Genomic DNA, 25697 nt, shown 5'->3' with positions numbered 1-25697 from the left:
CTAAACATTGGTCCGCGACTGCGTCATTCGCCGCCCGATCTTGGTCCGACCCACGATCAGCTGCATCAAGGCAACCACTGACAGCATCACAAAGATCAGCGTGGTGGAATAGGCAATGGCGAGACCATAGTCGTTATTCTCGACCCGCCCGATGATATAGCTGGTTGCCATGTCATATTCCGCGCTGACCAGAAAAATCACAGCCGAAATCGCCGTCATGGCTCGCACGAAACTGTAAACAAGCGCCGCCAGAATTGCCGGGCGCAACAGCGGCAGGATGATCCGGCGGAAAGTCTGCCAGGAATTTGCACCAAGGGTCAGCGAGGACTCATCCAGACTGCGATCCAATTGCGACATGCTGGCAATGCCTGCCCGGACACCCACTGGCATGTTGCGGAAGATGAAGCTGACAACAAGGATGACTCCAGTGCCCGTGATCTCGATCGGTGGTACGTTGAAGGCTAGAATGTAGCTGACGCCAATCACGGTGCCGGGGATGGCAAAGGATAGCATGGTGCCGAACTCAAAAGCGTCTTTTCCCGCGAAACTCTGCCGGGTCAGAAGGTAGGCCGTCACGAGCCCCACGGCAGCCGTCAGTGGAGCAGCAATTGCGGCGATGGTGATAGTCGTCCAGAAACTGTCCCATGCGGCTCCTGTCCAGCGAATACCCTCTGCTTCAAACCGAACCGAGAACGCAGTGACGTAGTGTTTGAACGTGAGGGAATTATTGACCCCCCACAACTCGACCACGCTGCCGTATACGATCATGGCATAAACGACGATGGTAAATACGGCCCAGCCAAGGGCGACCGACAGCACCGGGATGGAAAGGCCGGTTGGCATCAATGGATGTACGCCTGCGTCGCCCTTGCCGGTGACAGTGGTGTAACTCTTTTTACCAAGCCAAGCCCGCTGCGCGTAAAATGCAGAAAGCGTGAAGAACAACAACACCATAGCCAGAACCGCGGCGCGGCCCTGATCGTATTGTGCACCAACAATTGCAAAGAAAATCTCGGTCGACAGCACATCAAAATTGCCACCCAGCACAAGTGGGTTTCCGAAATCGGCCATGCTTTCGATAAAGCCCAAAAGGAAAGCATTGGCGAGGCCCGGGCGCATCAGCGGCAGGGACACAGTTTTGAACGTCTGCCATCTGTTCGCGCGCAATGTCTGGGCCGCTTCTTCCATCGAAGGAGACACCCCTTCAACGACGCCAATCAGCACAAGGAAGGCGATGGGTGTAAATGCCAAAGTCTGAGCAATCAGAACTCCCGGCATGCCATACAGCCAGCGCGTGGGTTGTGTGCCGAATAGCTCAGCAAAGAACTGCGTGACCGAGCCCGAAAGGCCAAACAGCAGGATCAGCGCTAGACCGATCACAAAGGGTGGCGTGATGATCGGCAGAACCGTCAGTGCGCGCAATGCGCGCTTGTAGCGAAAGCCCGAGCGGGTCACGACAAGCGCAAAGCAGAGGCCAAGTGCCGTGGTGATGAAACCAACCAAAATGGCGAGGAATAGTGAGTTCCAGGCCGCCCCGCATCGCGCACCCCAGAAACATCCCAGCCCCCAAAGCCGGTCGTCAAAGAACTTCGAGAAGAAAACCGCGATGGAGTACGCGCCATCCTCCGTCACAAAGGCCGCAAACAACATCTTGGCGATGGGAAAGAATACAAACGCGGTGACGATGGTGATCACACCACCGATGGCGCTGACCACGAAGACGTCTCCGTTAATCGCCCCACGTGCAGCGACACCCTGGGTCAGAAGGAACAGAAAACTCGACGCGCAGATCATCGCGCCATAGCCCATGCCGAATTGCCGATCCCCGAGTTCTCCGAACACAGACTCCAGCCAATCGAAATTGTAGCCTCGGATTCCGATGCTAAAGCCTTGTGCGATCAGCCAGCCGAAGCCCAGCGCCCCTGACAGGATCAGAATGCGCGCATAGAGCGGATCTGATTTGGCGCGCCTTAGTACCGAAAGCGGCAACAGTAGAGCGATAAGAAGCGGCGCAAGCCACAGCTTTTCACCCTGCCCGATCAGAAAGGCTGCTGGAGCATAATCTTCGTCGAAAGGGTAGCCTTCCAGAAGCCACTCGAACGACCACAGGCCACCGTCAACCATGTACCACGGCAGCAGGCAGAATCCGACCCACCCGGCGATGACCCAGAAGATCAGAACCGGATGGGTCGTATTTGTCGTGTCGTCAGTCATTTACTGCGGTAGTACCGAAACCTCTTCGTCCCATTTCTGCAGCAAGCGCTTGCGCTCATCCGACGAGCCGTATTTCTTGAAGTCATAGTCGATCAGCTTGATCTGGCTCATGTCCGGAGCGCTTTCGGACGTTTCAGCACCCTTGTTGGATGGCACCTGGAAGGCATTGACCTGAAGGGCGAGGTTCTGTGCTTCGGGCGACAACGCCCAGTCATAAAACTTCTTGGCCTCTTCTTCGTTGCGAGCTCCGTCGATGATCGACATCGAACCGATCTCGTAACCGGTCCCCTCGCACGGTGCGACGACTTTGATCGGGAAGCCCGACACGGCCTGCTTAACCGCGTCATGCATAAAGACAATACCGATGGTATTTTCGCCGCGTCCCGCAGCCTTGATCGGGGCCGAGCCCGATTTGGTGTATTGGTTGATGTTCGAATGCAGGCCTTTCATGAAGTCAAAGCCCTCATCCTCGCCAAAAATCTGCACCATTGAGGCAAGTGTCGTGTAGGCCGTACCTGACGAATTTGGGTTCGCCATCTGAACATGACCCTTGTATTCGGGCTTCAAAAGATCCTTCCAGCACGCCGGTTCGGGCAGGTTGTTTGCGGCGACAAGATCGGCATTGTAGCCGTAACCAAGCGCACCGGAATAGATGCCGATGGTTCTGTTACCGGCACTTTCAGCCTGAGAAATCGCCCAGTCATGAAGCTGATCGCGCATGGGCGAGACGTATTCCATTGTCAGACCCTCTTCTGCGGCCTGAAGATGCGGATCACCGGTGCCACCCCACCAGACATCGCCCTTAGGGTTGGAGCTTTCAGCACGAATCTGAGCAAATGTCTCACCCGAGGATTTACGTGTCATGTTGACGTCGATGCCGGTCGCATCTTCAAAGCTGCGCGCCATCAGCTGGCACCAATCCTCTTGAGCAGAGCAATAAAGAGTCAGCTTGTCTGCTTGGGCCGCTGACATTGAAGCAGCAAGGGCGATTAGCGAGCCCAATGCGGTAGACGTAAATCTCTTCATTATTTTCTCTCCCTGTTTGGTTCATTGCGTCCGGTTTTCCCGGTGTATTATGTGCTTTTTCCTTCAGACTTTCGTTGTTCCTCGAACGTGGCCATCGCGCATTTTGTATATCCGTTCAATTACCGTTCTCCGCGATGCCAACCAGCCAATCCATACATTGATCCGGGACTTCGAAAGAGGCAATGTTTTCCGAAGTCTCACAACAATATGAGGGTTTTGCAACAGAAATAGTTGCAAAACGCCCGAAACACCACAAAAGTGAATATGAAGCCGAGTCGGGTTGCCGGATGTCCAAAACAGAAACACGCGGGATGAGGTCTGAAAAAAGTCAGGCTCGGGTTAAAAAATCCGATCGCCGTCGAGAGATCCTGCTTGAACTGAAGTTGCGCCCGCATGTCCGGATCAGTGAACTGGCGCAGCGGTTCAATGTGTCGGCAGAAACCGTGCGCCGGGATTTCGATGCCTTGTCAGAAGACGGACTGATCGCACGCGCACATGGCGGGGCATCTGCGCCCACACAGGGACGATATCCAAGTCTTGATGAACGGACCAATGCGCGTACGGAGGAGCGTGAACGAATTGGAAGATGTGCGGCCGCGCTGATTCAGGATGGCGATACGGTGATGATTGATTCCGGTTCGACCACGGTTGAGATGGCGCGCGCGCTTTCTTATCAGGGAACTGAGTGCACGGTGATAACAAACTCAATCCCCGTAGCGATGACACTCGGCCATTCGCCCACCCAGGTTCTCCTGTGCCCAGGCGAGTATCTTGCCGAGGAATCGGCCATTATCGGCACTGATACGCTCGAATACCTGTCCCGTTTCAATGTCGATCAATGCATGATCGGGGCATCCGGAATTTCGGCCGAGGGCCCGTCTGAGACCGTGCAGGGGTTTGCTGCGGTCAAACAAAAGATGTTGGCGCGATCAGCTAAACGGCATTTGCTGATTGGTTCAGAAAAATTCGGGCGCAAAGGCCTGTCGCAGGTAGGTGATCTTGATGGGCTGGATTCCATCATTACCGACACAAAGCCGAAAGGTGATTTGCTGGGCTCTATCAATGCAGCTGGCGTTGCCATTCTTATCGGAGAATCCATTTCAAAGAACGACTAACTGTGGACAGTGACGGCCACGCATAACTGGGAGGAATAATATGAATATTGACGTCAAATTACTGATCGGAGCATCAGCATTTGCACTTTTGTCGTTGGGCGGGGCTGCGTCGGCTCAGGATTGTCCGCGCGGTGATCTGGATGAACGGTTCTGCGATGCCGACGGTGATCTGATCGCGGACATCCCCACCGATCCTTCCGAACAGATCGATCCCGACACATTGATCTTCGCCTACACTCCGGTCGAGGACCCAGCCGTTTACAAAACCGCGTGGTCGGACTTTCTTGACCATTTGAAAGCTGAAACCGGTAAAGATGTTGTCTTTTTCCCGGTTCAGAACAACGCCGCCCAGATCGAGGCGATGCGGTCTGGACGCCTGCATATCGCGGGTTTCAACACTGGTTCGAACCCGCTGGCGGTGAACTGCGCCGGGTTCCGTCCTTTCACGATCATGGCCTCAAAAGATGGTAACTTCGGGTATGAAATGGAGATCATTACCTATCCAGGCTCTGGCATCGAAAAGGTCGAGGACATCAAGGGCAAGCAACTGGCCTTTACTTCACCCACTTCGAACTCGGGTTTCAAGGCACCGTCGGCTATTCTGAAAAGCGACTTTGATCTGTTGCCCGAACGTGATTTCGAACCAGTCTATTCCGGCAAACATGACAACTCGATCCTCGGTGTGGCCAACAAGGACTATCTGGCTGCTTCGATCGCAAACTCGGTCAAATCGCGGATGATCTCGCGAGATGTGATCAACGAAGACGACGTCATCACGATCTACAAGTCGCAGACTTTCCCGACGACGGGCTTTGGCACCGTGTACAACCTGACTCCGGAACTGCAGGAGAAAATCCGCAACGCTTTCTTTAGCTTTGAATGGGACGGCACGACGCTCGAGGCTGAGTTCTCAAAATCGAACGAAGGCCAGTTCCTCGAAATGACCTATCAGGAATTCTGGGACGTGATCCGCAAGATTGATGCGGCAAACGGCGTTTCCTACGCCTGCCAATAATCCGATTCTATAATGACGGGCCCCTCCGGGCCCGTCTCAACCCTTACAGGGGTATTAAATGCTGCGGCTTCAAGAGCTTACTAAAACTTATAAAACCGGAGATAAGGCCCTAAAGGCGATCAATCTTGAGGTGCCCAAGGGACAGGTGCTTGCTTTGATCGGGCCATCCGGTGCAGGCAAATCCACGATGATCCGCTGCATCAACCGACTGGTTGAGCCGACAAGTGGCGCTGTCATGCTAGATGATACCGACCTGACCAAACTTGGCTCAGGCGGGTTGCGCAAAGCGCGACGCGAAATGGGTATGATCTTTCAAGAATATGCGCTCGTTGAACGCCTGACGGTTATGGAAAACGTCCTGTCAGGGCGGTTGGGATATGTCGGCTTTTGGCGCAGCTTCCTGCGGCGATACCCTCAATCTGATGTCGATGAAGCCTTTCGTCTGCTAGATCGGGTAGGACTGCTGCATATGGCAGACAAACGCGCCGATGAACTGTCGGGCGGTCAGCGTCAGAGGGTCGGCATCTGCCGCGCTCTGATTCAGAACCCCAAACTTTTGCTGGTGGACGAGCCAACTGCCTCTTTGGACCCCAAAACCAGCCGTCAGATCATGCGGTTGATTACCGAGCTTTGTCAGGAACGCGGATTGGCAGCGATCATCAACATTCACGATGTGGCGCTTGCGCAGATGTTCGTGCCGCGCGTCGTGGGTCTTCGGTTTGGCGAGATCGTATATGACGGCCTCCCCACCGGTCTTACCCCCGACAAACTAACCGAAATCTACGGTGAAGAAGACTGGGAAGCCACGATTGAAAAAGTGGACGAAGACGAAGAGATCGAGGCCGCAGAATGAGCCACACCGAACTTGATGACGTTCTTGGCAAGGGGTGGCGTAAACCGCCGTTTGTTAAGAACGCGATGCTCCGCTGGGCTCTGATTGTAGGTTTTGTCGCCTACCTGATTGCCGCCATTCTGACCATCGAGGTCGATTGGGGTCGGGTTTATGAAGGGCTGGATCGCGGCTGGGCCTTTGTGCTCGCCTTCACCAGCCCCGATTTTATATCACGCTGGAGCGATATCTGGAGCGGTTTGCTGGAAAGCATTGTCATGACTGTTGCGGCGTCTGTTGTGGGCATCCTGATTTCGATTCCGATCGGGCTGGGTGCTGCACGCAACATCGCTCCTCTGCCCATCTACGTCATCTGCCGCGGCATTGTCGCCATCAGCCGTGCCTTGCAAGAGATCATTGTAGCGATCCTGTTGGTTGCGATCTTTGGCTTTGGTCCGCTGGCAGGTTTCCTAACGCTTTCATTCGCCACCATCGGGTTTCTGTCGAAACTTCTGGCTGAAGATATCGAGGCCATGGACAAAGTGCAGGCTGAAGCCATCAAAGCCTCGGGCGCACGCTGGATGCAGTGGATCAATTACGGCGTGCAGCCGCAGGTCATGCCGCGACTGGTTGGTCTTTCAATGTACCGGATCGATATCAATTTCCGCGAAAGCGCCATTTTAGGGCTTGTGGGTGCGGGCGGCATCGGAGCGACGCTGAACACAGCCTTCGATCGCTACGAATACGACACCGCTGCCGCCATACTGATCCTGATTATCGGGATCGTCATGGCGCTCGAGTACCTCTCGGGTATCATTCGCGCGAGGGTACAGTAATGCCGGTTCTGGAACAGGAAGGTACGCAGATTTGGCGCAGGCGAACGACCGGACAAAGCCTTGTTCGCTGGTTTGGCTGGCTTTTGGGCGTCGCAGTTTTTGTCTATTGCTGGCAGATCATCTCGGCGTCGACGACTTGGTTCTTTGTCTGGGATGCACCGCGCATCGCAAATGACATTTGGACCCGTGCAACACCACCAAAATGGGACTATATCACGCAATTGGGGCGTCCGATCTGGGACACGCTGAATATTGCCACGCTCGGCACGATCATCGCCCTGTTTCTTGCCGTACCAGTCGCTTTTCTGGCTGCGCGCAATACCACACCCTCGGCCGTTTTCATCCGGCCTATCGCGCTGCTGATTATCGTTTCAACCCGTTCGATCAACTCGTTGATCTGGGCCCTCCTGCTGATCGCAATCATCGGTCCAGGGGTTTTCGCAGGCGTTATCGCAATCGCGATCCGGTCTATCGGGTTTTGCGCCAAGCTGCTTTATGAAGCCATAGAAGAAATCGACCACACTCAGGTCGAGGCCATAACGGCCACCGGCGCATCGCGCTGGCAGATCATGGCTTATGGCATCGTCCCACAAATTCTGCCCGCCTTTGCAGGCATCGCCGTTTTTCGCTGGGATATCAACATCCGCGAATCCACGGTTCTTGGCCTGGTCGGAGCGGGGGGTATCGGACTGCAACTATCGGCTTCGCTCAATGTCCTGGCATGGCCGCAAGTCAGCCTGATCCTGATTGTCATCCTGATTGCCGTGATGATCAGCGAATGGGTCTCTGCCAAAGTGCGGGGGGCGATCATTTGAGCCAAATCTCGATTGAAGAGGCGTTCGATGCGTACGAAGCTGCGCGGCATCGTCTGCCCTCTGCTGCCGCTACTGGCCAGTCCTTTCGTCGGGTGGAAACACTTGAAGATGTAGCCGATGAGTTTGACGTCTTCCTTTTGGATGCGTTCGGAGTTCTTAACATTGGTGAAACCGCTATCCCCGGCACGCCTGAACGGGTCGCAAATCTAAAGGCCATGGGAAAGCGCGTTCTTGTGGTTTCAAATGCTGCCGGGTTCCCTCATGCGGCATTGATCGAGAAATACACTCGGCTTGGCTATGATTTTGCTTCGCAGGATGTCATCACCAGCCGCGCAACGCTGCTTGCAAATCTTGATTTGCAACGCGAGCTGCACTGGGGGTTGATGGCAACACCAAGCACGGGCCTTCGCGATCTGGAAGGTTTGAACCTGACCTATCTGGAAGAAGATCCAACACCCTATGATGCGGTCGACGGATTTTTGATGATTGGGTCTGCGGCCTGGACCGAAGCGCGGCAGGCTTTGTTGGAGTCTGCGCTGTCAAAGCGGCAGCGACCTGTATTGGTCGGCAACCCGGATATTGTTGCCCCCCGAGAAAGTGGCTTTTCAGTTGAACCTGGCCTGTTCGCACATCGTCTCGCCGACCGAACAGGTGTGGTCCCAGAATTCTTCGGAAAGCCGTTCGGCAACATTTTTGATCTGGCATTCAAACGGCTGGGATCCATCGACAAATCCCGCGTTCTCATGGTCGGCGACAGCTTGCATACAGATATTTTGGGCGCAAATGCAGCAGGGATCGCGTCGGCTTTGGTCTCAGGTTACGGTTTTTTTGCTGGACACGATATTGAAACAGCAATCGACAAGGCCGATATCGTTCCGGACATCATCGTAAGCCGTCCTTGAAACTGGCCGAAACCCCATCGAATGCTATCCATAGGACCGCTAAGACATACCAAACCAAGAGCTGGTCAGAGGCCTATTCGCAAAAATAGAACCTGACCAGCAATTGGTGGGTTATGCGTGCCGCTACAACGTATTGGAAGACGCTCTACTGCGTTTTCAATACTGCCCTAGAATAGCTGCAAGTCCTTCGCGCCACTTTGAATTTCGGCGAAGTTCGGCATGTTCTGCACAACCACAGGAGCCGGAGCGGTGCCCGGCATCGCGACTGTTGGTTTCGCAACAGCCGCTTTACCAAAGGCGGGTTTCTCCAGCTCTCCTCGGATATCGCGCAGCAACGTTTTGTGATCTGGCATTGATTTGAGGATCTGCGCGAGGTCCATTTTCGCACCTTTCCACCACTGGAACCAAATCGGTTTCTTCAACGGCCGAATGCGATCGCGTATGCCCGTGCCATAGCCGGTATCATAAACCTGCTTGCCCAAAAGGACGGTCTGATAAACGCGGAAGTTGAACAGCGTTGCAAACTCGATATCGTGTTCCATCGGCAGACGGTGCTGCCACAGCTCTAAGTTCTCAGCCAACCGATCCGGGATTTTCATCTCGGTGCGGGCGTCGATCCAGTATTGATCATCGGTGCGGTTGCCCAATCGGTAGTGCAGACAGATGAAATCTAGAACTTCGTCGTAGAGCTTGTTCATCTGACGGTTATACCGATTGCGCAGCGCTGGCTCGATATCGCGTGTCGGCAAATGCTCAGCGAACCAGCGTATTGCATGATCGATCATATGGATTGCGGTACTTTCAAGCGGTTCTATGAAGCCACCGGACAGACCGATCGCAAGACAGTTCTTGACCCACGCATTGCGTACGCGGCCGACGCGCATCGGGATCACGCGGGGTGTCAGACCCTTGCCGCTATCACCCAGCCACTCCAGATATTCATCCGCCGCTTGATCATCGGTACGATGCGCCGATGAATACACATAGCCCGTGCCCACGCGATTGTAGAGTGGCACCCGCCACGTCCAACCTGCACCAAGCGCCGTCGACCGCGTGACGCTTTCGATCTTCTCCGGATCGGGATGTTCGATCTGCAATGCCATGGCGCGATCGTTGGGCAGGTATTCGGAATAATCCATAAATGGCTCGCCCAGCGCCTGATTGATGATCAACCCGCGGAAGCCGGTGCAATCAATGACCATCTCGATGTCATGGCGGCCCTTGCGCTCTAACATCAAATGACTGACGTTACCGTGTTCATCCAGCTCGACCGATTGAACTTCGTCCTGAATATGTTCAACGCCACGCTTGGTGCAGACTTTGGTCAACATACCCGCAAATTTCACGGCATCCAGATGATAGGCATAGCCAAACCGCTGCTCGAATTCGGGCGCACCTAAGGGCCGCGCCCCTTTGCACAGGCGAGCAAGATCATCATGCGGCGAGATCGATTGCGTAAAATCCCGATCGCCATTGCCAAATCGTAGGAAATACTCGGCTGCTTCCAACCCTTCCAGCAATTGACCATGCGCAAACGGGTTTACATAATCAATGCGATTGCCCTTTGCGTCGTTGTTCCAGTTACAGAACTTCACACCCAGCTTGAATGACGCGTTGGTTTCGCGGAAAAAATCCCTCTCGGCAATACCCGCCTGGCGGAGCGTGACCGGCATACGCGGTACAGTCGCTTCCCCAACGCCCACGGTTGAGATATTGGGGCTCTCGATCAGGCAAATACGCGGACGATCCTTAGGCGCCGAAGTGCGTGAAAACACCATGTCCAAGATCAGCGCGGTCATCCAACCGGCTGTACCACCCCCAACGATGGTGATTTTGCGCAAACGATTATTCATGTTTATTTGTCCCTGTTGGCTCGAGGGGAATTTGCAGCTGCTTCTTGTTTTGTACTGATGTATATTTGGCAGCGTTCCCCGTTGGCTTGGGGGAAACATAACAGCTTTCCTGCGTACAGCCAGAGTCTATGGCAATTCGTTCGACCTGCACATCCACTGATCTGGTGCCAGATCCCTAAAATGCCTAAAAATATTTTTGTTAAGAGACGTTCATTTTGTTTGATTGCACTTAGGAAATTCAAGCGTAGTCGCCCAAAGTTTTGCGAGATAATTGCAAACATGGGTTATTCTGCTGTTAGCCCGATTAGATTTGCAAGCTCCACTGGTGAGCTTTGCCATGTCTCCCAGTTGATATTTCGGAATTACCGCAATGAATTAATAGCTTGTAACACGAGAAGGGCCGCCCAACGAACCCGTTTATTTGAATTTACTGGAACCAAAGTGGCCATCCCTTCAAGGTCTTGTAGGCAGTTTGAGATCAGCTTTGGTTCCGCGCCGGGTCTCCTATGGCGTGATCCAGCACGTTGATCCGGGCCGACTGGATTTAGCATCAATCCTCTTTTCTTTCTGTAGCTTAGAGGGCCGCTCGAGGTTTGCTGCATGGAGCCCTTGAGTTGCTCAGGAGAAGCAGTCTGGGTGGCACGGTTGAGATTGGCGTAGACGGCAGAATGTCCAGACGACGCTTTACGGTGATTTCAGGCGATCACCTACTGGCAAATGGATAGTCGGACTGGCGACGTTCATTCTCCAATTCCCGCTATTGCTCGCGAAGGACTTCATTACCCCGATATTGTATCTGGTATTGGAAGACTGACTTAAACAGGCCGTTCAGTTCACACGCCTGACTATTGTCCTTGGATCAACGGGGGACGAAAAATCGCCGTAAGTTTTTTTGTCGAAAGAACCTTCATTGCCCCGTTATCTAGCATGACAGCCGCCAACATCCGTCACAGACAGTTGTTCTCGTTCCGCTGCGCTCGCAGCATCTTCGCACCCGAACGTTCATCCCGCCAAACTTGGCTCTGTATCTGCAAATGATCGCAACACTGGCTCCAAGGCGTGCCGCGTGCTCGAAGCGAGTAACCAGGTATTTCGCTTTTCCCAATGTCCGAAAAATTTAATCTTTCAGACACATTCCGGACATCTCATGCAGATACTAAACAGTTACGGCGCGCTTGGAGGATGTCTGATGATTTCTTGAGGGGGTACGAGTGCAGCGCGTCGTACCTTATCCCTCATTTCAGTGTGTGAGGCATTACGCGAGCTTCACAACCGATCCCTGCTTCAAGGAAGTGTCTGCCGCATCTGCCAGTTCCTGCGCCCGTAACCCGTCAACGATACCCGGAGAGGGAGAGGATGCGCGAGACACCGCATCAACGAAGTGTCCCATTTCTGCCCGATAGGCACTTTCATATCGCTCAAGGAAGAAATGTTGCGCGGGAGCTTTCTGAAACCCGGCAGGTGTCGCAATCTCGACCGCATTTTCCAGCATGTTTTCAGCCCGCAACATGCCCTTCTCACCATGAACTTCAATGCGTTGATCATAGCCATAGCTTGCCCGGCGCGAGTTTGAAATCTGGCAAATCTTGCCGCTCGCCGTGGTCAGGGTGACAGCAGCGGTATCGACATCTCCGGCCTTGCCGATCTCGGGGTCGACCAGTGATGAGCCAACCGCGTAGATGCTGATTGGTTCTTCACCCAGCAGGAAGCGCGCCATATCCAGATCGTGGATCATCATATCGCGGAACAGCCCACCCGAGCTTTCGATATAGCTGATTGGTGGCGGCGAGGGGTCGCGGGACAAGATGGTGACAATCTCGACGTTGCCGATTTCGCCGTTGGCGATGCGGGACTGGATATTGGCAAAGCTGGGATCAAAGCGGCGGTTGAAGGCCGTCATGAATGGCACGCCGGTGGCTTCGACAACTTTGATGCAGTTGCGGATGCGGCTTGCGGACATATCAACTGGCTTTTCGCAGAAGATCGCTTTGCCAGCATTCGCGGCTTTGTGGATCAGATCGTAGTGGGTATCGGTCGGGGTGCCGATGACCACAGCGTCAACATCCGCACTTTCAATCAGATCTTCCGCCGACAGGGCCTGTGCACCGGTATTGTCGGCCAGCATCTGAGCCGGCTCCGCAAACGCATCTGCCACCGCGCTGACTCGCGCGCCATCAATCTGCCCGATCGAGCGCGCATGAACTTGCCCGATCCGTCCGCAGCCCAGTAAGCCGATATTCAGCATCTCATGCCCCTTTGAACGCTTTCAGAACCCGGCGGGTCGCTTCGACAACCGGTTCATGTGTCTGTTTCAGGATTTGAACGCGGTCGAACCTGTCCGGGTCGGCATTCACGGCAGTACGCAAGGCATTACCAAATGCCATCCGCAATTCGGTCCCGATGTTGAATTTGCAGATTTTCGACCCGCGCGCCAGAGCAGTACGCTGCGCGACGGGCACGCCCGAACCGCCATGGATCACCAGCGGTATCTCGGTAACGGCTTCGATAGCGCGGATGCGGGCCTCGTCCAAGCCACCTTCTTTATTCTGCTGTAGATGGACGTTGCCGACCGAGATGGCCATCGCGTCCACGCCGGTCTCGCGGGCGAATTGTGCGGCCTCATCCGGATCGGTGCCGTCCGAGCCCTCGCCGCCGGAATAGCCAACAAAGCCGATTTCTCCTTCGCAGGAAACACCGGCGGCATGCGCCATTTCGGTAATCGCTGCGGTCTCGGCAATGTTCTGCACCAATGGTTTGCGCGAGCCGTCGAACATGACCGAGGTGAAGCCACTGTCGATGGCGATGCGGCAGTCTTCATGGGTGTAGCCGTGATCCAGATGGGCCACGACAGGTACGCTTGCCCCCTCGGCCAAATGGCGGAACATCTTGCCCAGAACCGGCAGCGGCGTGTGTTCGCGGCAGGATGGCCCGGCTTGTAAGATGATGGGCACACCTTCGGCCTCGGCGGCAGCCACGTAGGCGCGCATATCCTCCCAGCCCAGCGTCACCAGTCCGGCCACGGCATAGCCGTCGCGCAGGGCGGGTTGCAGCACGTCCGATAATGTCACAAGGCTCATTTGAACTTGGCCACCATGTCCATGATTCCGGGGATGGTGTGCAGTTGGGCTGCATGGGTCGGCTGGAAATACTGCTTGAGCGAGCGCTGACTGAGGCCACCGAGGATGGTGAAATAGTACATCTCGTACCCCGGCAAAACTGCGCAGGGGTGATAGCCTTTGTCGATCATGATCGTTGAACCATCCATGATGTGATAGGCATCGCCCGGCTTGTTATCCTCACGCTGTAGCATCTGAATGCCCGAGCCATAGTTGGGCCGGAAGCGGAAATTATAGGTCTCGTCATGGCGGGTCTCGATCATCCCGCCTTCGTCGTCTGGGCGGTCGGTGTCGTGCTTGTGGCTGGGGAAGCCAGACCAGCCGCCCTGACCCACGGTGTAAAGCTCGGACACCAACAGGCGGCCCACCTTGTCGTGGTGGTTTGCGCCAAGAATGTGTTTGATCTTGCGGTGCGTTTTGGTGTCGTCAGAACCGTATTGAACCAGATCCAGCTCGGGCACGCGGACATCAAAAGGCTCAAGCACGCGGTCGAACTTCGCGCCCGCGATGAAGGTCTCGGTCTTGTCCGTCACGCAAGTGACACGAACTTTGGCACCGACGGGTACATAGACACCTTCGGGGTCGCCATCCCAGACGTCGATGGTGCGGTTGCCGAGGTTGGTATAAATCGCGCCGTCCACATCCACATCCACAGTGCCAGTGGCAGGCACAATGCAAGTCTCATAGCCAGGTACCGCGTATTCGAACACTTCGCCCTTTTTTAGTTTGACGATGTTGAAATAGTTCAGCGGCACCAGATCATTGTCGGCATCGACAATAGGTTTGTTCTGGTTGTCATGGGGCGCGATATGCATCTGCGTCTCCTTTCAGGTATCCGTGGGGCCCGGGTGTCGGGCCAGAAATTCGTCCAGTTCAGGCGTTGTCGGCATGGCCCCGGCACAACCGGGTTTCGACACGACAATGGACGCGCAGGCCGAGCCGCGCAGCACCGCGTCACGCAAGTCATGCCCCGCGGCGATTGAGGCCAGCAGACCGGCCAAGAAGCTATCGCCTGCACCATTGGGTTTCACGGCGGTGACCGGGTAAATGCCGGTGCGGATCTCTTGCCCGTCGGTCAGGGTGATGGCCCCTTCATGGCCCATCTTGTAGACCACCATCTTGCCGTTGGCAGCCAGTTCGCGGGCTTTGTCCAGGCCCTTTTCAATGCCGCCCGCCATAAAGCCGAATTCTTCGTCGTTGCCGACGATTAGATCACTTTCGTTCCCAGCGCGGGTCAGAACATCTGAGGCCACCTGTGCCGAGGGCCAACTATAGGGACGATAATCAATGTCGAAGATCACTGGTAAACCAGCGGCGCGCGCGTTTTCAAACGCGCGATACGTAGCCGAGCGTGAAGGCTCTGCCGCAAACACTGTGCCTGCCGTGATCAAGGCAGAAAACGAGGTATAATCCACCGCATCCATATCAGCTTCGGTCACCTGAAAATCGGCGGCGCCGTTGCGGTAGATGACATTCTGAAAGTCTTCGATGCAGCTTTCGTAGACTGCCAAGGACGTACGCGCCTCGCCGCCCACAGCACGGACATATCGCGTTTCAACGCCATAATCCTGCAGCCGGTTCACACAGAACCGGCCGACTGCATCATCTGATACGGATGTAACCAGCGCGGCTTGACCGCCAAGCTTGACCAGCCCCGCGCAGATATTGGCGCTAGAGCCGCCCAGATCGGCATGGAACGTATCCGCATCAACGCTTTTGGTGCCGATGGGACCGGCAAACAAATCCATGCCCGCGCGTCCGAACACGGCAAAGCGGTTGCCTTTTATGCCTTTGATTAGTGTCACTTGCGCCCCTCGGTATTGCCTGCCCGCGCAGCGTCAAGCACCTCGGGGTAGGGATAATTCAGACCCAGTAATTGCCGCATGTCAGGGCTTGCTTGATCGAGGAAGTCTTGTGGCAGCGCAGCAGGCATATCTTCCATCGGTTTGACCCATTTGGGCAGGTACTGGATCAGGATCGCACTGCGGTCGTGATCTGCGTTGTTTGGCATCGCGCAATGCCATGTCACGCCATAGAACAGAGCGACATCACCGGGCTCACCGGTCATCTGCTCGCATTTGTCGAAGAACTTGTCTTCAGGTGTGGGATACCGCAGCTCTTTCTGCGATCCGGGCACATAGCCGGTCGCGCCGCTTTCCTTAGTGAACGGGTCCAGCAAAACCGAGACCTGCGCGTTCATCGGAAATGACCCATTCAGACCCATGGGATGCGTTTCGGGGCTGTGAAAATCCCAATAGGGATAGTCGACATGCGGCTCTTGCCCCGGACCGCCCGGTAGGATGCGGTTGGCGGCGATCGAGCCCATGATGAACTCGGTCCCCAGAAACTTGCGGAGGATCTTCATCAAAACCGGGTGGGCGGCCATGCGGGAAAACACGTCACCCTTCGCCAAAAGGTTCCACACACGGCGTTGAAGGTTTAGCTTGCCATCTTCTTCAGCTGCACCCTGAAAGTGGGTCACTTTCTCGGCCGCCGCCTCGGAATGCTCCATGACGATCGCGCGGGCTTCGGCGATTTCCTCGGGTGTGAACAGGCCTGAGATGGCTACGGCTCCGCCGCCATTCAGCAGCTCATCGACAATGACGTCAGGATCGGCTGTCTCTGCTGTAAACCGTTTCATCAGATACCCTTACGCTGCTTTTCACGAGTGGTTTCCCATTCAACATGGGCATTGCGCACGTTTTCATCGGCCGAGGTATGAGGGGTTCCAACCTCCCACCAGGCATGGCCTTCGGTTGTCCAACCTTCATAGGCGTCCACATCCATCACGATCACATAGGTCTTGTCGCTGGCTTTGGCGCGTTTGAACGCTTCGGCCAGCTCCGCTGGGTTCGCCACCTTCTCGGACGTCGCTCCCATCGCGGTGGCATGGGCCGTGAAATCAACCCCAAAGGGTTCCGGGATGGTCGGGCAATCTTCCAGCAGGTTGTTGAAGCTTTCGTTGCCTGTGTTGTTCTGAAGCTTGTTGATGACTGCAAAGCCGCCATTGTCCAGCACCAGAACAATCATCTTTTTACGGCTCAGGACCGAGGAATAGATGTCTGAATTCAACATCATGTACGAGCCGTCACCGCAGAAGGTGATGGTGTCTTTCTCAGGCTCGCGCTCGGATTGGGCAATGCGCGCACCCCAGGCGCCTGCGATCTCATAGCCCATGCAGGAAAAGCCGAACTCGACATCGACGGTACCGATATCCAGAGTGCGCCAGTTGGCTGTAACCTCGGCGGGCAATCCCCCAGCAGCGGCGACCACGCGGTCGCGCGTGTCGCACAGTTCGTTCACAACGCCGATGGCCTGGGCGTAGGAATTCGGACGGTTTCCGTAGGAGACATTCTCGGTCACATAGGCATCCCACTTGTGCCGCTCTTCCTGAGCCAACGAGACCCATTCAGCAGGAGCGGTATAGTAAACTGCCTGTGTTAGAGAGTTCAAAGATAGCTTGGCATCACCAACAACCGGCAAAGACATGTGCTTGCCCGCATCATGCCGCGCTGCGTTGATCGAGATGAACTGAGCGTCCTTGGCAAAGGCGGTCCACGATCCGGTTGTGAAATCCTGTAGCCGCGTGCCGACTGCGACGATCACATCGGCCTTTTCTGCAATCGCATTGGCACTGTCTGAACCCGTCACGCCAATCGGGCCGATATTCAGCGGATGGGTTGCCAGCATGTTGGCGCGGCCTGCGATGGTTTCGACGACCGGGATCTGGTGCTTCTCGGCAAACTCAGTCAGTTCGGTGACAGCTTTGGAATACTGAACGCCGCCACCTGCGATGATCATCGGGCGTTTCGCGCCTGCCAGCGCGGCAACCGCATCAGCGATCTCATCCGCATCGGGCGATTGGCGACGAATGCGGTGGACTTTCTTTTCAAAGAACTTCACCGGGTAGTCGTAGGTCCAACCCTGCACGTCTTGCGGCAACCCGAGGAAAGCAGGCCCGCAATCGCCCGGGTCCAGCATCGTCGCAATGGCGGCGGGCAGAGATTGAATGACCTGTGCCGGATGCGTGATACGATCCCAATAGCGGCTGACCGGCTTGAAGGCGTCGTTCACGCCGAAGGTCGGGTCATAGTAGTTCTCCATCTGCTGCAGAACCGGGTCAGGCAAGCGGGTGATGAAAGTATCCCCGCACAGCATCAGCATCGGCAAGCGATTGGCATGGGCAAGCCCGGCGGCGGTCAGCAGATTCGCAGTACCGGGCCCCGCGCTGGCGGTGCAGAACATGAATCGCTGACGCAGCCATTGTTTGGCATAGCCTGCGGCCGCGAATCCCATGCTCTGTTCATTCTGCCCACGATAGAGTGGCAACTCATCCCGCACGGTATTCAGGGCCTCTCCCAGGCAGGTCACGTTGCCATGGCCGAAAATCCCGAAACCCCCGCCACATAAACGATATTCCTGTCCGTCGATCTCGATAAATTGGTTCGACAGCCAGCGAATGATCGCCTGCGCCGTTGTCAGGTAAACAGTGTCATGTTGCGCGGACATGTCTGCGGGCTCCTTTAGGAAAATTGAGGTGCAATGCCGAATGCAGCTTGCGAGAGTCCTATTCTCACGATACAAGTTTTGCAACCGGTTGCAAATGGTTTTCAAGAAAAAGCGGAGGAGGGCGTCGGAATGGCAGATATCGGCATTGGCATTCTGGGCGGCGGGTATATGGGTAAGGCCCATGCGGTCGCCATGTCTTCGGTCGGGGCAGTGTTCAACACCGCTTTGCGCCCGCGACTTGAGATGGTGTGCGCATCCTCTCAAGAAAGTGCTGAGCGTTATCGTCAGTATTATGGATTCGCGCGTTCGACAGATAGCTGGCGCGAGCTTGTGAGTGATCCAAAGGTCGAGGCGGTCGTGATCGCTACCCCTCAGGAAACGCATCGTGAGATTGCTCTGGCAGCCTTTGCGCTGGGTAAGCCGGTTTTATGCGAGAAACCCCTGGGTGCATCGATGGAAGATGGCGATGCCATGGTGGCTGCGGCAGAGGCCTCAGGTTTGACCAACATGGTCGGGTTCAACTATATACGCACACCCGCCAGCCAACATGCCCGTCAGTTGATCGCCAATGGTGAGATCGGTGACGTCACATGGTTTCGCGGTGAGCATACCGAAGATTTTTATGCTGACCCGCAGGCACCGGCGACCTGGCGCACATCTGGAATGTCCAACGGGACGATGGGCGATCTGGCGCCACACATGATAAACGCGGCGCTAGCCCTAATTGGGCCAATCGAGCGCGTGATGGCCGAGGTCGAAACGGTTCATAAAACCCGCCCGGGTGGTGAAGTGGATAACGACGATCACGCCCAGATGATGGTACGCTTCGCGAACGGAGCGATGGGATCGATGTATTTCAGCCGCATCGCGACCGGGCGCAAGATGGGATACGCCTACGAGATCAGCGGCACCAAGGGTGCGATCCGGTTTGATCAGGAGGATCAGAACGCATTGTGGCTCTACCGCATGGAAGGCGCCGAGTCTGAACGCGGCTTCCGCAAAATCCTGACCGGCCCCGCCCATCCGGACTATGAGCCGTTCTGTCAGGGCCCTGGCCATGGCACGGGCTATCAGGATCAGATCATCATCGAAGCGCGTGATTTCCTACGCGCGATCGAGACAGGCAAGCCGGTTTGGCCGACCTTCCGTGACGGGCATGAGGTCAACCGGATCGTTGCTGCGGCGCTGGCGTCGTCGGCGGATGAAAACTGGAAAAACATCGAAGATTTCTGAGCATCGGAGACAAGACAAGATGAGCATCAGAATTGGTAATGCGCCCTGTTCCTGGGGCGTGGAATTCGCGCAGGACCCGCGCAATCCGCATTGGAAAACCGTTCTCAGCGACTGTGCCGAGGCTGGGTACAAGGGCATCGAACTGGGCCCAGTGGGCTTTATGCCTGAAGACCCAGCAGTTCTGGCCGATGCGCTTGCCGAGCATGATCTGGAATTGATCGGGGGCGTGGTGTTCCGCAACTATCATGACCCCAACGCGTGGGAGGATGTGCTGGATGCCACTCATCGTACCGCCCGCGCGTTGAAGGCGCATGGGGCGCAGCATCTGGTGTTGATCGATGCGATCTCACCCCGTCGCGCACCAACCGCAGGTCGCGCCGATGAAGCCGAGCAGATGGATAAGGCCGAGTGGACGGCATATCGCGACCGGATCGCCGAAAGCGCACGCATTGGCGCGGAAGAATACGGGCTGACGGTGGGCATGCACGCCCATGCGGCAGGTTTCATGGACTTTGAGCCGGAACTCATTCGATTGCTGGATGAAGTCGATGAGAACCTTCTGAAAATCTGCTTCGACACCGGGCATCATTCTTATGCCGGGTTTGATCCGGTTGGCTTCATGCAGCGCTACGTTGATCGGATCTCGTATATGCACTTCAAGGATATTTCGCCAACCGTGAAGGCGGATGTCATCGCCAACCGGACGGGCTTTTACGATGCCTGCGGGCAGGGGATTTTCTGCAATCTGGGTGAAGGCGACGTGGACTTCCCATCGGTCCGTCAGGTGCTGCTGGATGCAGGCTTCACCGGGTGGTGCACGGTTGAACAGGACTGCGATCCTACACTCGATCCTGATCCAGTCGGCGACGCGCGGAAGAACCGCGAATACCTCGAATCCATTGGTTTCAATTGAGGAGGCCAAGACGATGACCAAGCTGAAATGGGGCATGATTGGCGGCGGCGAAGGCAGCCAGATCGGACCGGCGCACCGCTTGGGCGCGCTGGCGGACGGGCATTTCGAATTCGCTGCTGGGGCGCTGGATCACCGGCCCGATGTTGGTCGCGAATACGCGCAAAGGTTGGGCATCGCGGCAGACCGTGCCTATGGCGATTGGACCGAGATGTTGGCAGGTGAGCGCGGACGCGAAGATCGGATCGATCTGGTCACCGTGGCCACGCCCAATGCCACGCATTTTGAGATCACCAAGGCATTCCTTGAGGCCGGGTTCAATGTGCTTTGCGAAAAACCCATGACCATGACCGTGGAGGAGGGCGAAGAGATCGTCAAAGTTGCCGAGAAATCCGGCAAGATTTGCGCGGTAAACTATTGCTATTCGGCCTATCCGATGGTGCGTCAGGCCCGTGCGATGGTGCGCGCCGGTGAGATTGGAAAGGTCCGTCTTGTCGTCACTAATTTCAGCCATGGCCATCATGGGGATGCCACTGATGCCGACAATCCGCGCGTCCGCTGGCGCTATGATCCGGCGATGGCGGGCGTGTCCGGGCAGTTCGCCGATTGTGGAATCCATGCAATGCATATGGCTGGTTTTATCGCCGATGATGAGGTTGAGACTCTGTCGGCGGATTTCGCATCCACCATTGGTAGCCGCGAACTGGAAGATGACGCCATGGTCAATTTCAGGACGCAAAAAGGCGCGGTCGGTCGGCTGTGGACATCGTCTGTCGCCATCGGTCGGCAGCACGGGTTCGACATTCAGGTGTTTGGGGAAACAGGCGGCTTGCGCTGGGCGTCCGAGCAGCCAAATCAGTTGATCTATACGCCTGTTGGCGGTCGCATGCAGATCATCGAAAAAGGTGAGGGCGGTTTGCACGAAGAGGCTCAGCGCCTAAGCCGCGTGGCGATTGCGCATCCCGAAGGGTTCCCTCTGGCTGTTGCCAATATCTATTGCGATCTGGCGGATGCCATATCCGGAGAAACCCGTGACGGTCTGCCGAATGCCGCGGACGGCGTTCGGTCGATGGCTGCGGTGCATACTGCGGTCGAATCCGCAAAACAGGGCAGTGCATGGATGGATGCGCGCCCACCGATGTTCCGTTAATTTTAAGGGACGGGGCGCAACGTGCCCCGTTCCACCACCGAGCAGGGAAAGATGCGCGCTTCAGGGTATCGGTCAGGCTCGTTCAAGGTCGCCACCATCAACTCGATCGAGGAACTGACGATCTGGCGGATTGGCTGATGGATGGTGGTGAGGTCGATATTCTCCCACCGCGCCATTTCCATGTCGTTCAAGCCAATGATGCCGATATCCTCGGGCACGTTTAGGCCGCTATCCAGAATCGCGGACAACACCCCGATGGACAATACGTCATCACCGCAAAAATAGGCATCAGCCCGTTCAGATTTCAAAAGGCTCAGCATTTCCTGACGACCTGCGTCGAATGAGTAGGCCTCGGCAAATGAGCAGGTCACAGTGATCTGAGGGTGCAGCGACATTTCTGACATGAAGCCCGCATGGCGATCTTGTGTAGAAGTTGCGGCTTCGGGTCCGCCAAGGAAGGCCACCTTTCCATATCCGCGTGCAACAAGTTCGCGCGCCGCCATGCGCCCGCATTCCACGTTGTCGATGCCCACAACATGAACCTGGGGTGACGAAGAGGACCTGCCGAAACTGTGAACCACTGGTACACCTGCATCGCGAAACGCTTTGGCAAAACCAGGTGGCAACGTCGAGGATGCCACCACGACGCCATCAACCGAATACTGCCGCAGCATACGAACCGAGTTTGCCGGATCTACCTCATCGGTTAGGTTCACCAGCAACGGGCGCAGGCCGCGGTCCTGCAGGCCGCGGGTAAAAAGGTCGAAGACTTCAAGAAAAATAGGGTTGTGAAAGTTGTTCGAGACCAGTCCGATCAGTTTTGTACGTCCTGTTGTCAGCGAGGATGCCAGGGCGTTTGGGCTGTATCCCAGCTCACGCGCGGCCTTCTCAACCTTGCGACGCATTTTGTCGGAAACCGAGGCTCCATCGGTGAAAGTGCGCGACACAGCGGACCGGGAAACCCCCGCGCGTTCTGCAACCTCTTTCAATGTGACAGCCATATTCCGCCTGACCTTTCTAAGTTTTTAGCAGCCCTTTTACCCGTATTCTCTGGCAGATACAGTATGAAACACTTCCAATATGTTTTGCAACCGGTTGCAAAAAGATATCAGATATGTTCTAAATCGAGTCGGAGAGGTTCGGAGAAAAAACCTCGTTCCGGGAAAACGATATGTTTTGGGAGGACATTATGACATCACTGACGAAGAAGCTGGCACTGGCCGCTGTCGTCGCAGCGACGCCTTTGATCGCAGCCACGAGCGCTGCGGCTGAGGGTGAGAAATACATTCTGGTTAGCCACGCCCCTGATAGCGACAGCTGGTGGAATACCATCAAGAATGGTATCGCGCTTGCGGGCGACCAGATGGGTGTCGAGGTTGAATATCGCAACCCGCCTACCGGCGACCTTGCCGATATGGCGCGGATTATCGATCAGGCCGCGGCCTCGGGACCGAATGGGATCATTACCACGCTGGCGGACTATGACGTGTTGAGTGGTCCAATCAAATCGGCCGTGGATTCGGGTGTAGACGTGATCATCATGAATACCGGCACCCCGGATCAAGCACGTGAAGTTGGCGCGCTGATGTATGTTGGTCAGCCCGAATATGACGCCGGATTCGCCGCAGGCCAGCGGGCCAAAGGCGACGGAATCGGCTCATTCCTGTGCGTGAACCACTATATCGTGCAACCCTCCAGCCAGGAACGCTGCCAGGGTTTTGCAGACGGTCTGGGGATCGAACTGGGCGATCAGATGATTGACGCCGGTCAGGACCCTGCCGAAATCAAAAACCGCGTGCTGGCCTATCTATCGGCGAATCCGGATACGGATGCCGTGCTGACGCTTGGCCCGACCTCGGCTGATCCGACTATCCTGGCCCTGGAAGAAAACGGCATGGCTGGTGACATCTATTTCGGCACCTTCGATTTGGGTGGTGAAATCGTCAAAGGCATCAAGTCCGGCGTGATCCAGTGGGGTATCGACCAGCAACCCTTCCTGCAGGCATATCTGCCGGTTGTTGTCATGGCAAACTACCACCGCTACGGCGTTCTGCCAGGCAACAACATCAACTCGGGCCCCGGTTTCGTAACTGCAGACGGTCTGAGCAAAATCGAAGAATTCGCTGGCGAATACCGCTAATTCTTTAAACGCGGGCACCCTGAGCATGGGGTGCCCGTTTTGACTTTCAGACGCAAAATCACTGCATAACTCGGAGGGGCGTTCTTATGAGCGAGTCTGCTCAAAATACGGCTGTAACCGACGAACGGATCAAAGAGATTTCTCCGCTGCGCAAGGCGCTGATCCGGCCGGAACTTGGCGGGATGGTCGGCACGGTCGCTGTGTTCACCTTTTTCCTGCTCTTTGCTTTCGACAGCGGGATGTTTAACGCACAGGGCATGATGAACTGGTCGGTTGTATCAGCGCAGTTCATGATCATTGCCGTGGGTGCTTGTCTTCTGATGATCGCCGGTGAGTTTGACCTGTCAGTCGGTTCGATGATCGGCTTTTCAGGGATGATGATCGCAATCTTTTCGGTCACACTGGCCTGGCCGGTCTGGATGGCCATCATCGTTACCTTCGCCATGGCATTGGCAATTGGGGCGCTGAATGGTTGGATCGTGATCCGTACTGGGCTTCCCAGCTTCATTGTCACCCTGGCCTTCTTGTTTATCCTGCGTGGTTTCACAATCTTCCTGCCACAGGTGATCGAACGCAAAACCATCATTGGTGGTGTAAAGGACGCGGCCGAGGGTGATTGGCTGGCGCCAATCTTTGGCGGCAAAATCCTGCAAGGTTTCTTTCAGTGGATGGGGGACGCCGGGATCATCGCCGTGTTCGAACGTGGCACGCGTCAGGGTCAGCCCGTCGTGGATGGGGTTCCGATGCTGATTGTCTGGGCGATCGTGTTGATCATCTTTGGCCATGTGTTGCTGACCAAAACCAAATTCGGAAACTGGATTTTCGCATCGGGTGGTGATGCTGAGGCGGCCCGTAACTCGGGTGTTCCCGTGAACCGGGTCAAAATCCTGATGTTCATGTTCACCGCCTTCTGCGCCACGATCTTCGCCGTCTGTCAGGTCATGGAGTTCGGATCTGCTGGTGCCGATCGGGGTCTGCTGAAAGAGTTCGAAGCGATCATTGCCGTTGTCATCGGTGGCGCGCTTCTGACCGGAGGCTACGGTTCGGTTCTGGGTGCTGCGCTTGGCGCGTTGATCTTTGGCGTCGTGCAGCAGGGCTTGTTCTTTGCCGGAGTCGAAAGCTCACTGTTCCGGGTGTTCTTGGGGGTGATCCTGCTGGGGGCCGTGATCCTTAATACCTATATTCGCCGCATCATCACAGGGGAGCGTTGATATGAATCCCGAACATGCACCCATCATCCAGATGAAGAACATCGAAAAGCACTTCGGCAGCGTGATCGCACTGGCAGGTGTCTCGGTGGATGTGTTCCCCGGTGAATGTCATTGTCTTCTTGGCGATAACGGCGCGGGTAAGTCGACCTTCATCAAGACTATGTCCGGGGTACACCAGCCCACGCATGGCGAGATTCTGTTTGAAGGCCACCCCATGCATTTCGCGGACCCGCGCGATGCGATCGAAGCCGGGATCGCGACAGTGCACCAGCATCTGGCGATGATCCCTCTGATGTCGGTTTCTCGCAATTTCTTCATGGGCAACGAGCCGGTCAAGAAGGTCGGTCCTATCCAGCTTTTCGATCATGACTATGCCAACAAGGTCACGATGGAAGAAATGAAGAAGATGGGCATCAACCTACGTGGACCCGATCAAGCGGTTGGCACGTTATCGGGTGGTGAACGCCAAACTGTTGCCATTGCGCGTGCTGTGCATTTCGGGGCTAAGGTGTTGATCTTGGACGAACCGACTTCGGCCCTTGGTGTGCGCCAAACGGCCAACGTGCTGGCGACGATCGACAAAGTGCGCAAGCAGGGCATTGCCGTTGTCTTCATCACCCATAACGTTCGTCATGCATTGGCAGTGGGTGACCGATTCACGGTTCTAAACCGTGGCCAGACGCTAGGTACGGCGCAGCGTGGCCAGATCACCCCTGAAGAGCTGCAGGACCTGATGGCCGGTGGTCAGGAAATGGTCGAGCTGGAAGGCAGCTTGGGCGGAACTGTTTGAGCTTATTACACCCCGCTGGCTGTACTGGCGGGG

At 55.8% G+C, this 25697-nt stretch carries 22 protein-coding genes; 12 read left to right on the top strand and 10 right to left on the bottom strand.

Going from position 1 to position 25697, the window contains the following annotated elements:
• Both ACR0MQ_RS07395 and ACR0MQ_RS07390 read right to left on the bottom strand, forming a co-directional pair.
• A complete protein-coding gene (locus ACR0MQ_RS07395) occupies positions 1-2214 on the bottom strand; it encodes an ABC transporter permease (protein WP_170774561.1) in 2214 nt (737 codons plus the stop codon).
• Complete coding sequence (locus ACR0MQ_RS07390; RefSeq protein WP_010438296.1) at positions 2215-3240, bottom strand: ABC transporter substrate-binding protein; 1026 nt, start codon at positions 3238-3240, stop codon at positions 2215-2217. It lies immediately after the preceding gene.
• Between the two features lie 287 nt (positions 3241-3527).
• Between ACR0MQ_RS07390 and ACR0MQ_RS07385 the strand changes: the two genes are divergently transcribed.
• The 6 genes from ACR0MQ_RS07385 to ACR0MQ_RS07360 are packed head-to-tail and all read left to right on the top strand — an operon-like array spanning position 3528 to position 8752.
• Positions 3528-4355: a DeoR/GlpR family DNA-binding transcription regulator gene (locus tag ACR0MQ_RS07385; RefSeq protein WP_319545622.1), complete on the top strand. Its 828-nt coding sequence runs from the start codon at positions 3528-3530 to the stop codon at positions 4353-4355.
• Between the two features lie 40 nt (positions 4356-4395).
• On the top strand, positions 4396-5370 hold the full coding sequence (phnD, locus tag ACR0MQ_RS07380; RefSeq protein WP_170471462.1) for a phosphate/phosphite/phosphonate ABC transporter substrate-binding protein: 975 nt from the start codon (positions 4396-4398) through the stop codon (positions 5368-5370).
• Between the two features lie 58 nt (positions 5371-5428).
• On the top strand, positions 5429-6223 hold the full coding sequence (phnC, locus tag ACR0MQ_RS07375; protein WP_170774565.1) for a phosphonate ABC transporter ATP-binding protein: 795 nt from the start codon (positions 5429-5431) through the stop codon (positions 6221-6223).
• The gene (gene phnE / locus ACR0MQ_RS07370) at positions 6220-7035 is read left to right on the top strand and encodes a phosphonate ABC transporter, permease protein PhnE (protein ID WP_170774567.1); all 816 of its coding nucleotides are present in this window, start codon (positions 6220-6222) and stop codon (positions 7033-7035) included. The genes phnC and phnE (ACR0MQ_RS07370) overlap by 4 nt, the downstream gene beginning before the upstream one ends.
• Positions 7035-7850: a phosphonate ABC transporter, permease protein PhnE gene (phnE, locus tag ACR0MQ_RS07365; RefSeq protein ID WP_170774569.1), complete on the top strand. Its 816-nt coding sequence runs from the start codon at positions 7035-7037 to the stop codon at positions 7848-7850. The genes phnE (ACR0MQ_RS07370) and phnE (ACR0MQ_RS07365) overlap by 1 nt, the downstream gene beginning before the upstream one ends.
• Positions 7814-8752, top strand: coding sequence for a TIGR01459 family HAD-type hydrolase (locus ACR0MQ_RS07360; RefSeq protein ID WP_480606988.1), 939 nt, complete (start codon positions 7814-7816; stop codon positions 8750-8752). Before phnE (ACR0MQ_RS07365) ends, ACR0MQ_RS07360 begins: the two co-directional genes overlap by 37 nt.
• 167 nt (positions 8753-8919) lie before the next feature.
• Here ACR0MQ_RS07360 and ACR0MQ_RS07355 read toward each other — a convergent pair whose 3' ends face one another.
• From ACR0MQ_RS07355 to iolD, 7 genes are all read right to left on the bottom strand, one after another.
• The gene (locus ACR0MQ_RS07355) at positions 8920-10605 is read right to left on the bottom strand and encodes a tryptophan halogenase family protein (protein ID WP_170471469.1); all 1686 of its coding nucleotides are present in this window, start codon (positions 10603-10605) and stop codon (positions 8920-8922) included.
• Between the two features lie 1255 nt (positions 10606-11860).
• Positions 11861-12850, bottom strand: coding sequence for an inositol 2-dehydrogenase (iolG, locus tag ACR0MQ_RS07350; protein ID WP_170774574.1), 990 nt, complete (start codon positions 12848-12850; stop codon positions 11861-11863).
• A gap of 1 nt (position 12851) precedes the next feature.
• Positions 12852-13682 carry a class II fructose-bisphosphate aldolase gene (locus ACR0MQ_RS07345; protein WP_170774576.1) on the bottom strand — a complete coding sequence of 277 codons (831 nt, stop codon included), beginning with the start codon at positions 13680-13682 and terminating at the stop codon, positions 12852-12854.
• Positions 13679-14536: a 5-deoxy-glucuronate isomerase gene (locus ACR0MQ_RS07340; protein ID WP_170774577.1), complete on the bottom strand. Its 858-nt coding sequence runs from the start codon at positions 14534-14536 to the stop codon at positions 13679-13681. The genes ACR0MQ_RS07345 and ACR0MQ_RS07340 overlap by 4 nt, the downstream gene beginning before the upstream one ends.
• A 12-nt stretch (positions 14537-14548) precedes the next feature.
• Positions 14549-15526, bottom strand: coding sequence for a 5-dehydro-2-deoxygluconokinase (iolC, locus tag ACR0MQ_RS07335; protein WP_170774579.1), 978 nt, complete (start codon positions 15524-15526; stop codon positions 14549-14551).
• Complete coding sequence (locus tag ACR0MQ_RS07330) at positions 15523-16362, bottom strand: phytanoyl-CoA dioxygenase family protein (protein ID WP_170774582.1); 840 nt, start codon at positions 16360-16362, stop codon at positions 15523-15525. The genes iolC and ACR0MQ_RS07330 overlap by 4 nt, the downstream gene beginning before the upstream one ends.
• Positions 16362-18230: a 3D-(3,5/4)-trihydroxycyclohexane-1,2-dione acylhydrolase (decyclizing) gene (gene iolD / locus ACR0MQ_RS07325; protein ID WP_480606984.1), complete on the bottom strand. Its 1869-nt coding sequence runs from the start codon at positions 18228-18230 to the stop codon at positions 16362-16364. Before iolD ends, ACR0MQ_RS07330 begins: the two co-directional genes overlap by 1 nt.
• Before the next feature lie 129 nt (positions 18231-18359).
• Between iolD and ACR0MQ_RS07320 the strand changes: the two genes are divergently transcribed.
• From ACR0MQ_RS07320 to ACR0MQ_RS07310, 3 genes are read left to right on the top strand one after another with little or no spacing between them, the layout of a single operon-like run.
• Complete coding sequence (locus ACR0MQ_RS07320; RefSeq protein WP_480606981.1) at positions 18360-19463, top strand: Gfo/Idh/MocA family protein; 1104 nt, start codon at positions 18360-18362, stop codon at positions 19461-19463.
• A gap of 19 nt (positions 19464-19482) precedes the next feature.
• Positions 19483-20376 carry a TIM barrel protein gene (locus ACR0MQ_RS07315; RefSeq protein ID WP_170471485.1) on the top strand — a complete coding sequence of 298 codons (894 nt, stop codon included), beginning with the start codon at positions 19483-19485 and terminating at the stop codon, positions 20374-20376.
• A gap of 13 nt (positions 20377-20389) precedes the next feature.
• Positions 20390-21523: a Gfo/Idh/MocA family protein gene (locus ACR0MQ_RS07310; protein ID WP_319545610.1), complete on the top strand. Its 1134-nt coding sequence runs from the start codon at positions 20390-20392 to the stop codon at positions 21521-21523.
• Positions 21524-21525: 2 nt separating this feature from the next.
• Here ACR0MQ_RS07310 and ACR0MQ_RS07305 read toward each other — a convergent pair whose 3' ends face one another.
• Positions 21526-22524 (bottom strand): LacI family DNA-binding transcriptional regulator, encoded by a 999-nt coding sequence (locus ACR0MQ_RS07305; RefSeq protein ID WP_170703551.1) that lies wholly within the window; start codon positions 22522-22524, stop codon positions 21526-21528.
• A 188-nt stretch (positions 22525-22712) separates the two neighbouring features.
• On the opposite strand from ACR0MQ_RS07305, the gene ACR0MQ_RS07300 reads away from it, so the two are divergent.
• From ACR0MQ_RS07300 to ACR0MQ_RS07290, 3 genes are all read left to right on the top strand, one after another.
• On the top strand, positions 22713-23663 hold the full coding sequence (locus tag ACR0MQ_RS07300; RefSeq protein ID WP_029621694.1) for a sugar ABC transporter substrate-binding protein: 951 nt from the start codon (positions 22713-22715) through the stop codon (positions 23661-23663).
• An 86-nt stretch (positions 23664-23749) separates the two neighbouring features.
• Positions 23750-24874, top strand: a complete 1125-nt coding sequence (locus tag ACR0MQ_RS07295; protein WP_010438354.1) for an ABC transporter permease — start codon at positions 23750-23752, stop codon at positions 24872-24874.
• A 1-nt stretch (position 24875) separates the two neighbouring features.
• On the top strand, positions 24876-25664 hold the full coding sequence (locus ACR0MQ_RS07290; protein ID WP_010438358.1) for an ATP-binding cassette domain-containing protein: 789 nt from the start codon (positions 24876-24878) through the stop codon (positions 25662-25664).
• Positions 25665-25697 lie beyond the last annotated feature (33 nt).

This window comes from Ruegeria sp. AN6 (assembly GCF_056540425.1).
The sequence above is the reverse complement of the archived record's forward strand: the minus strand, read 5'-3'. Positions and strand labels throughout refer to the sequence as shown.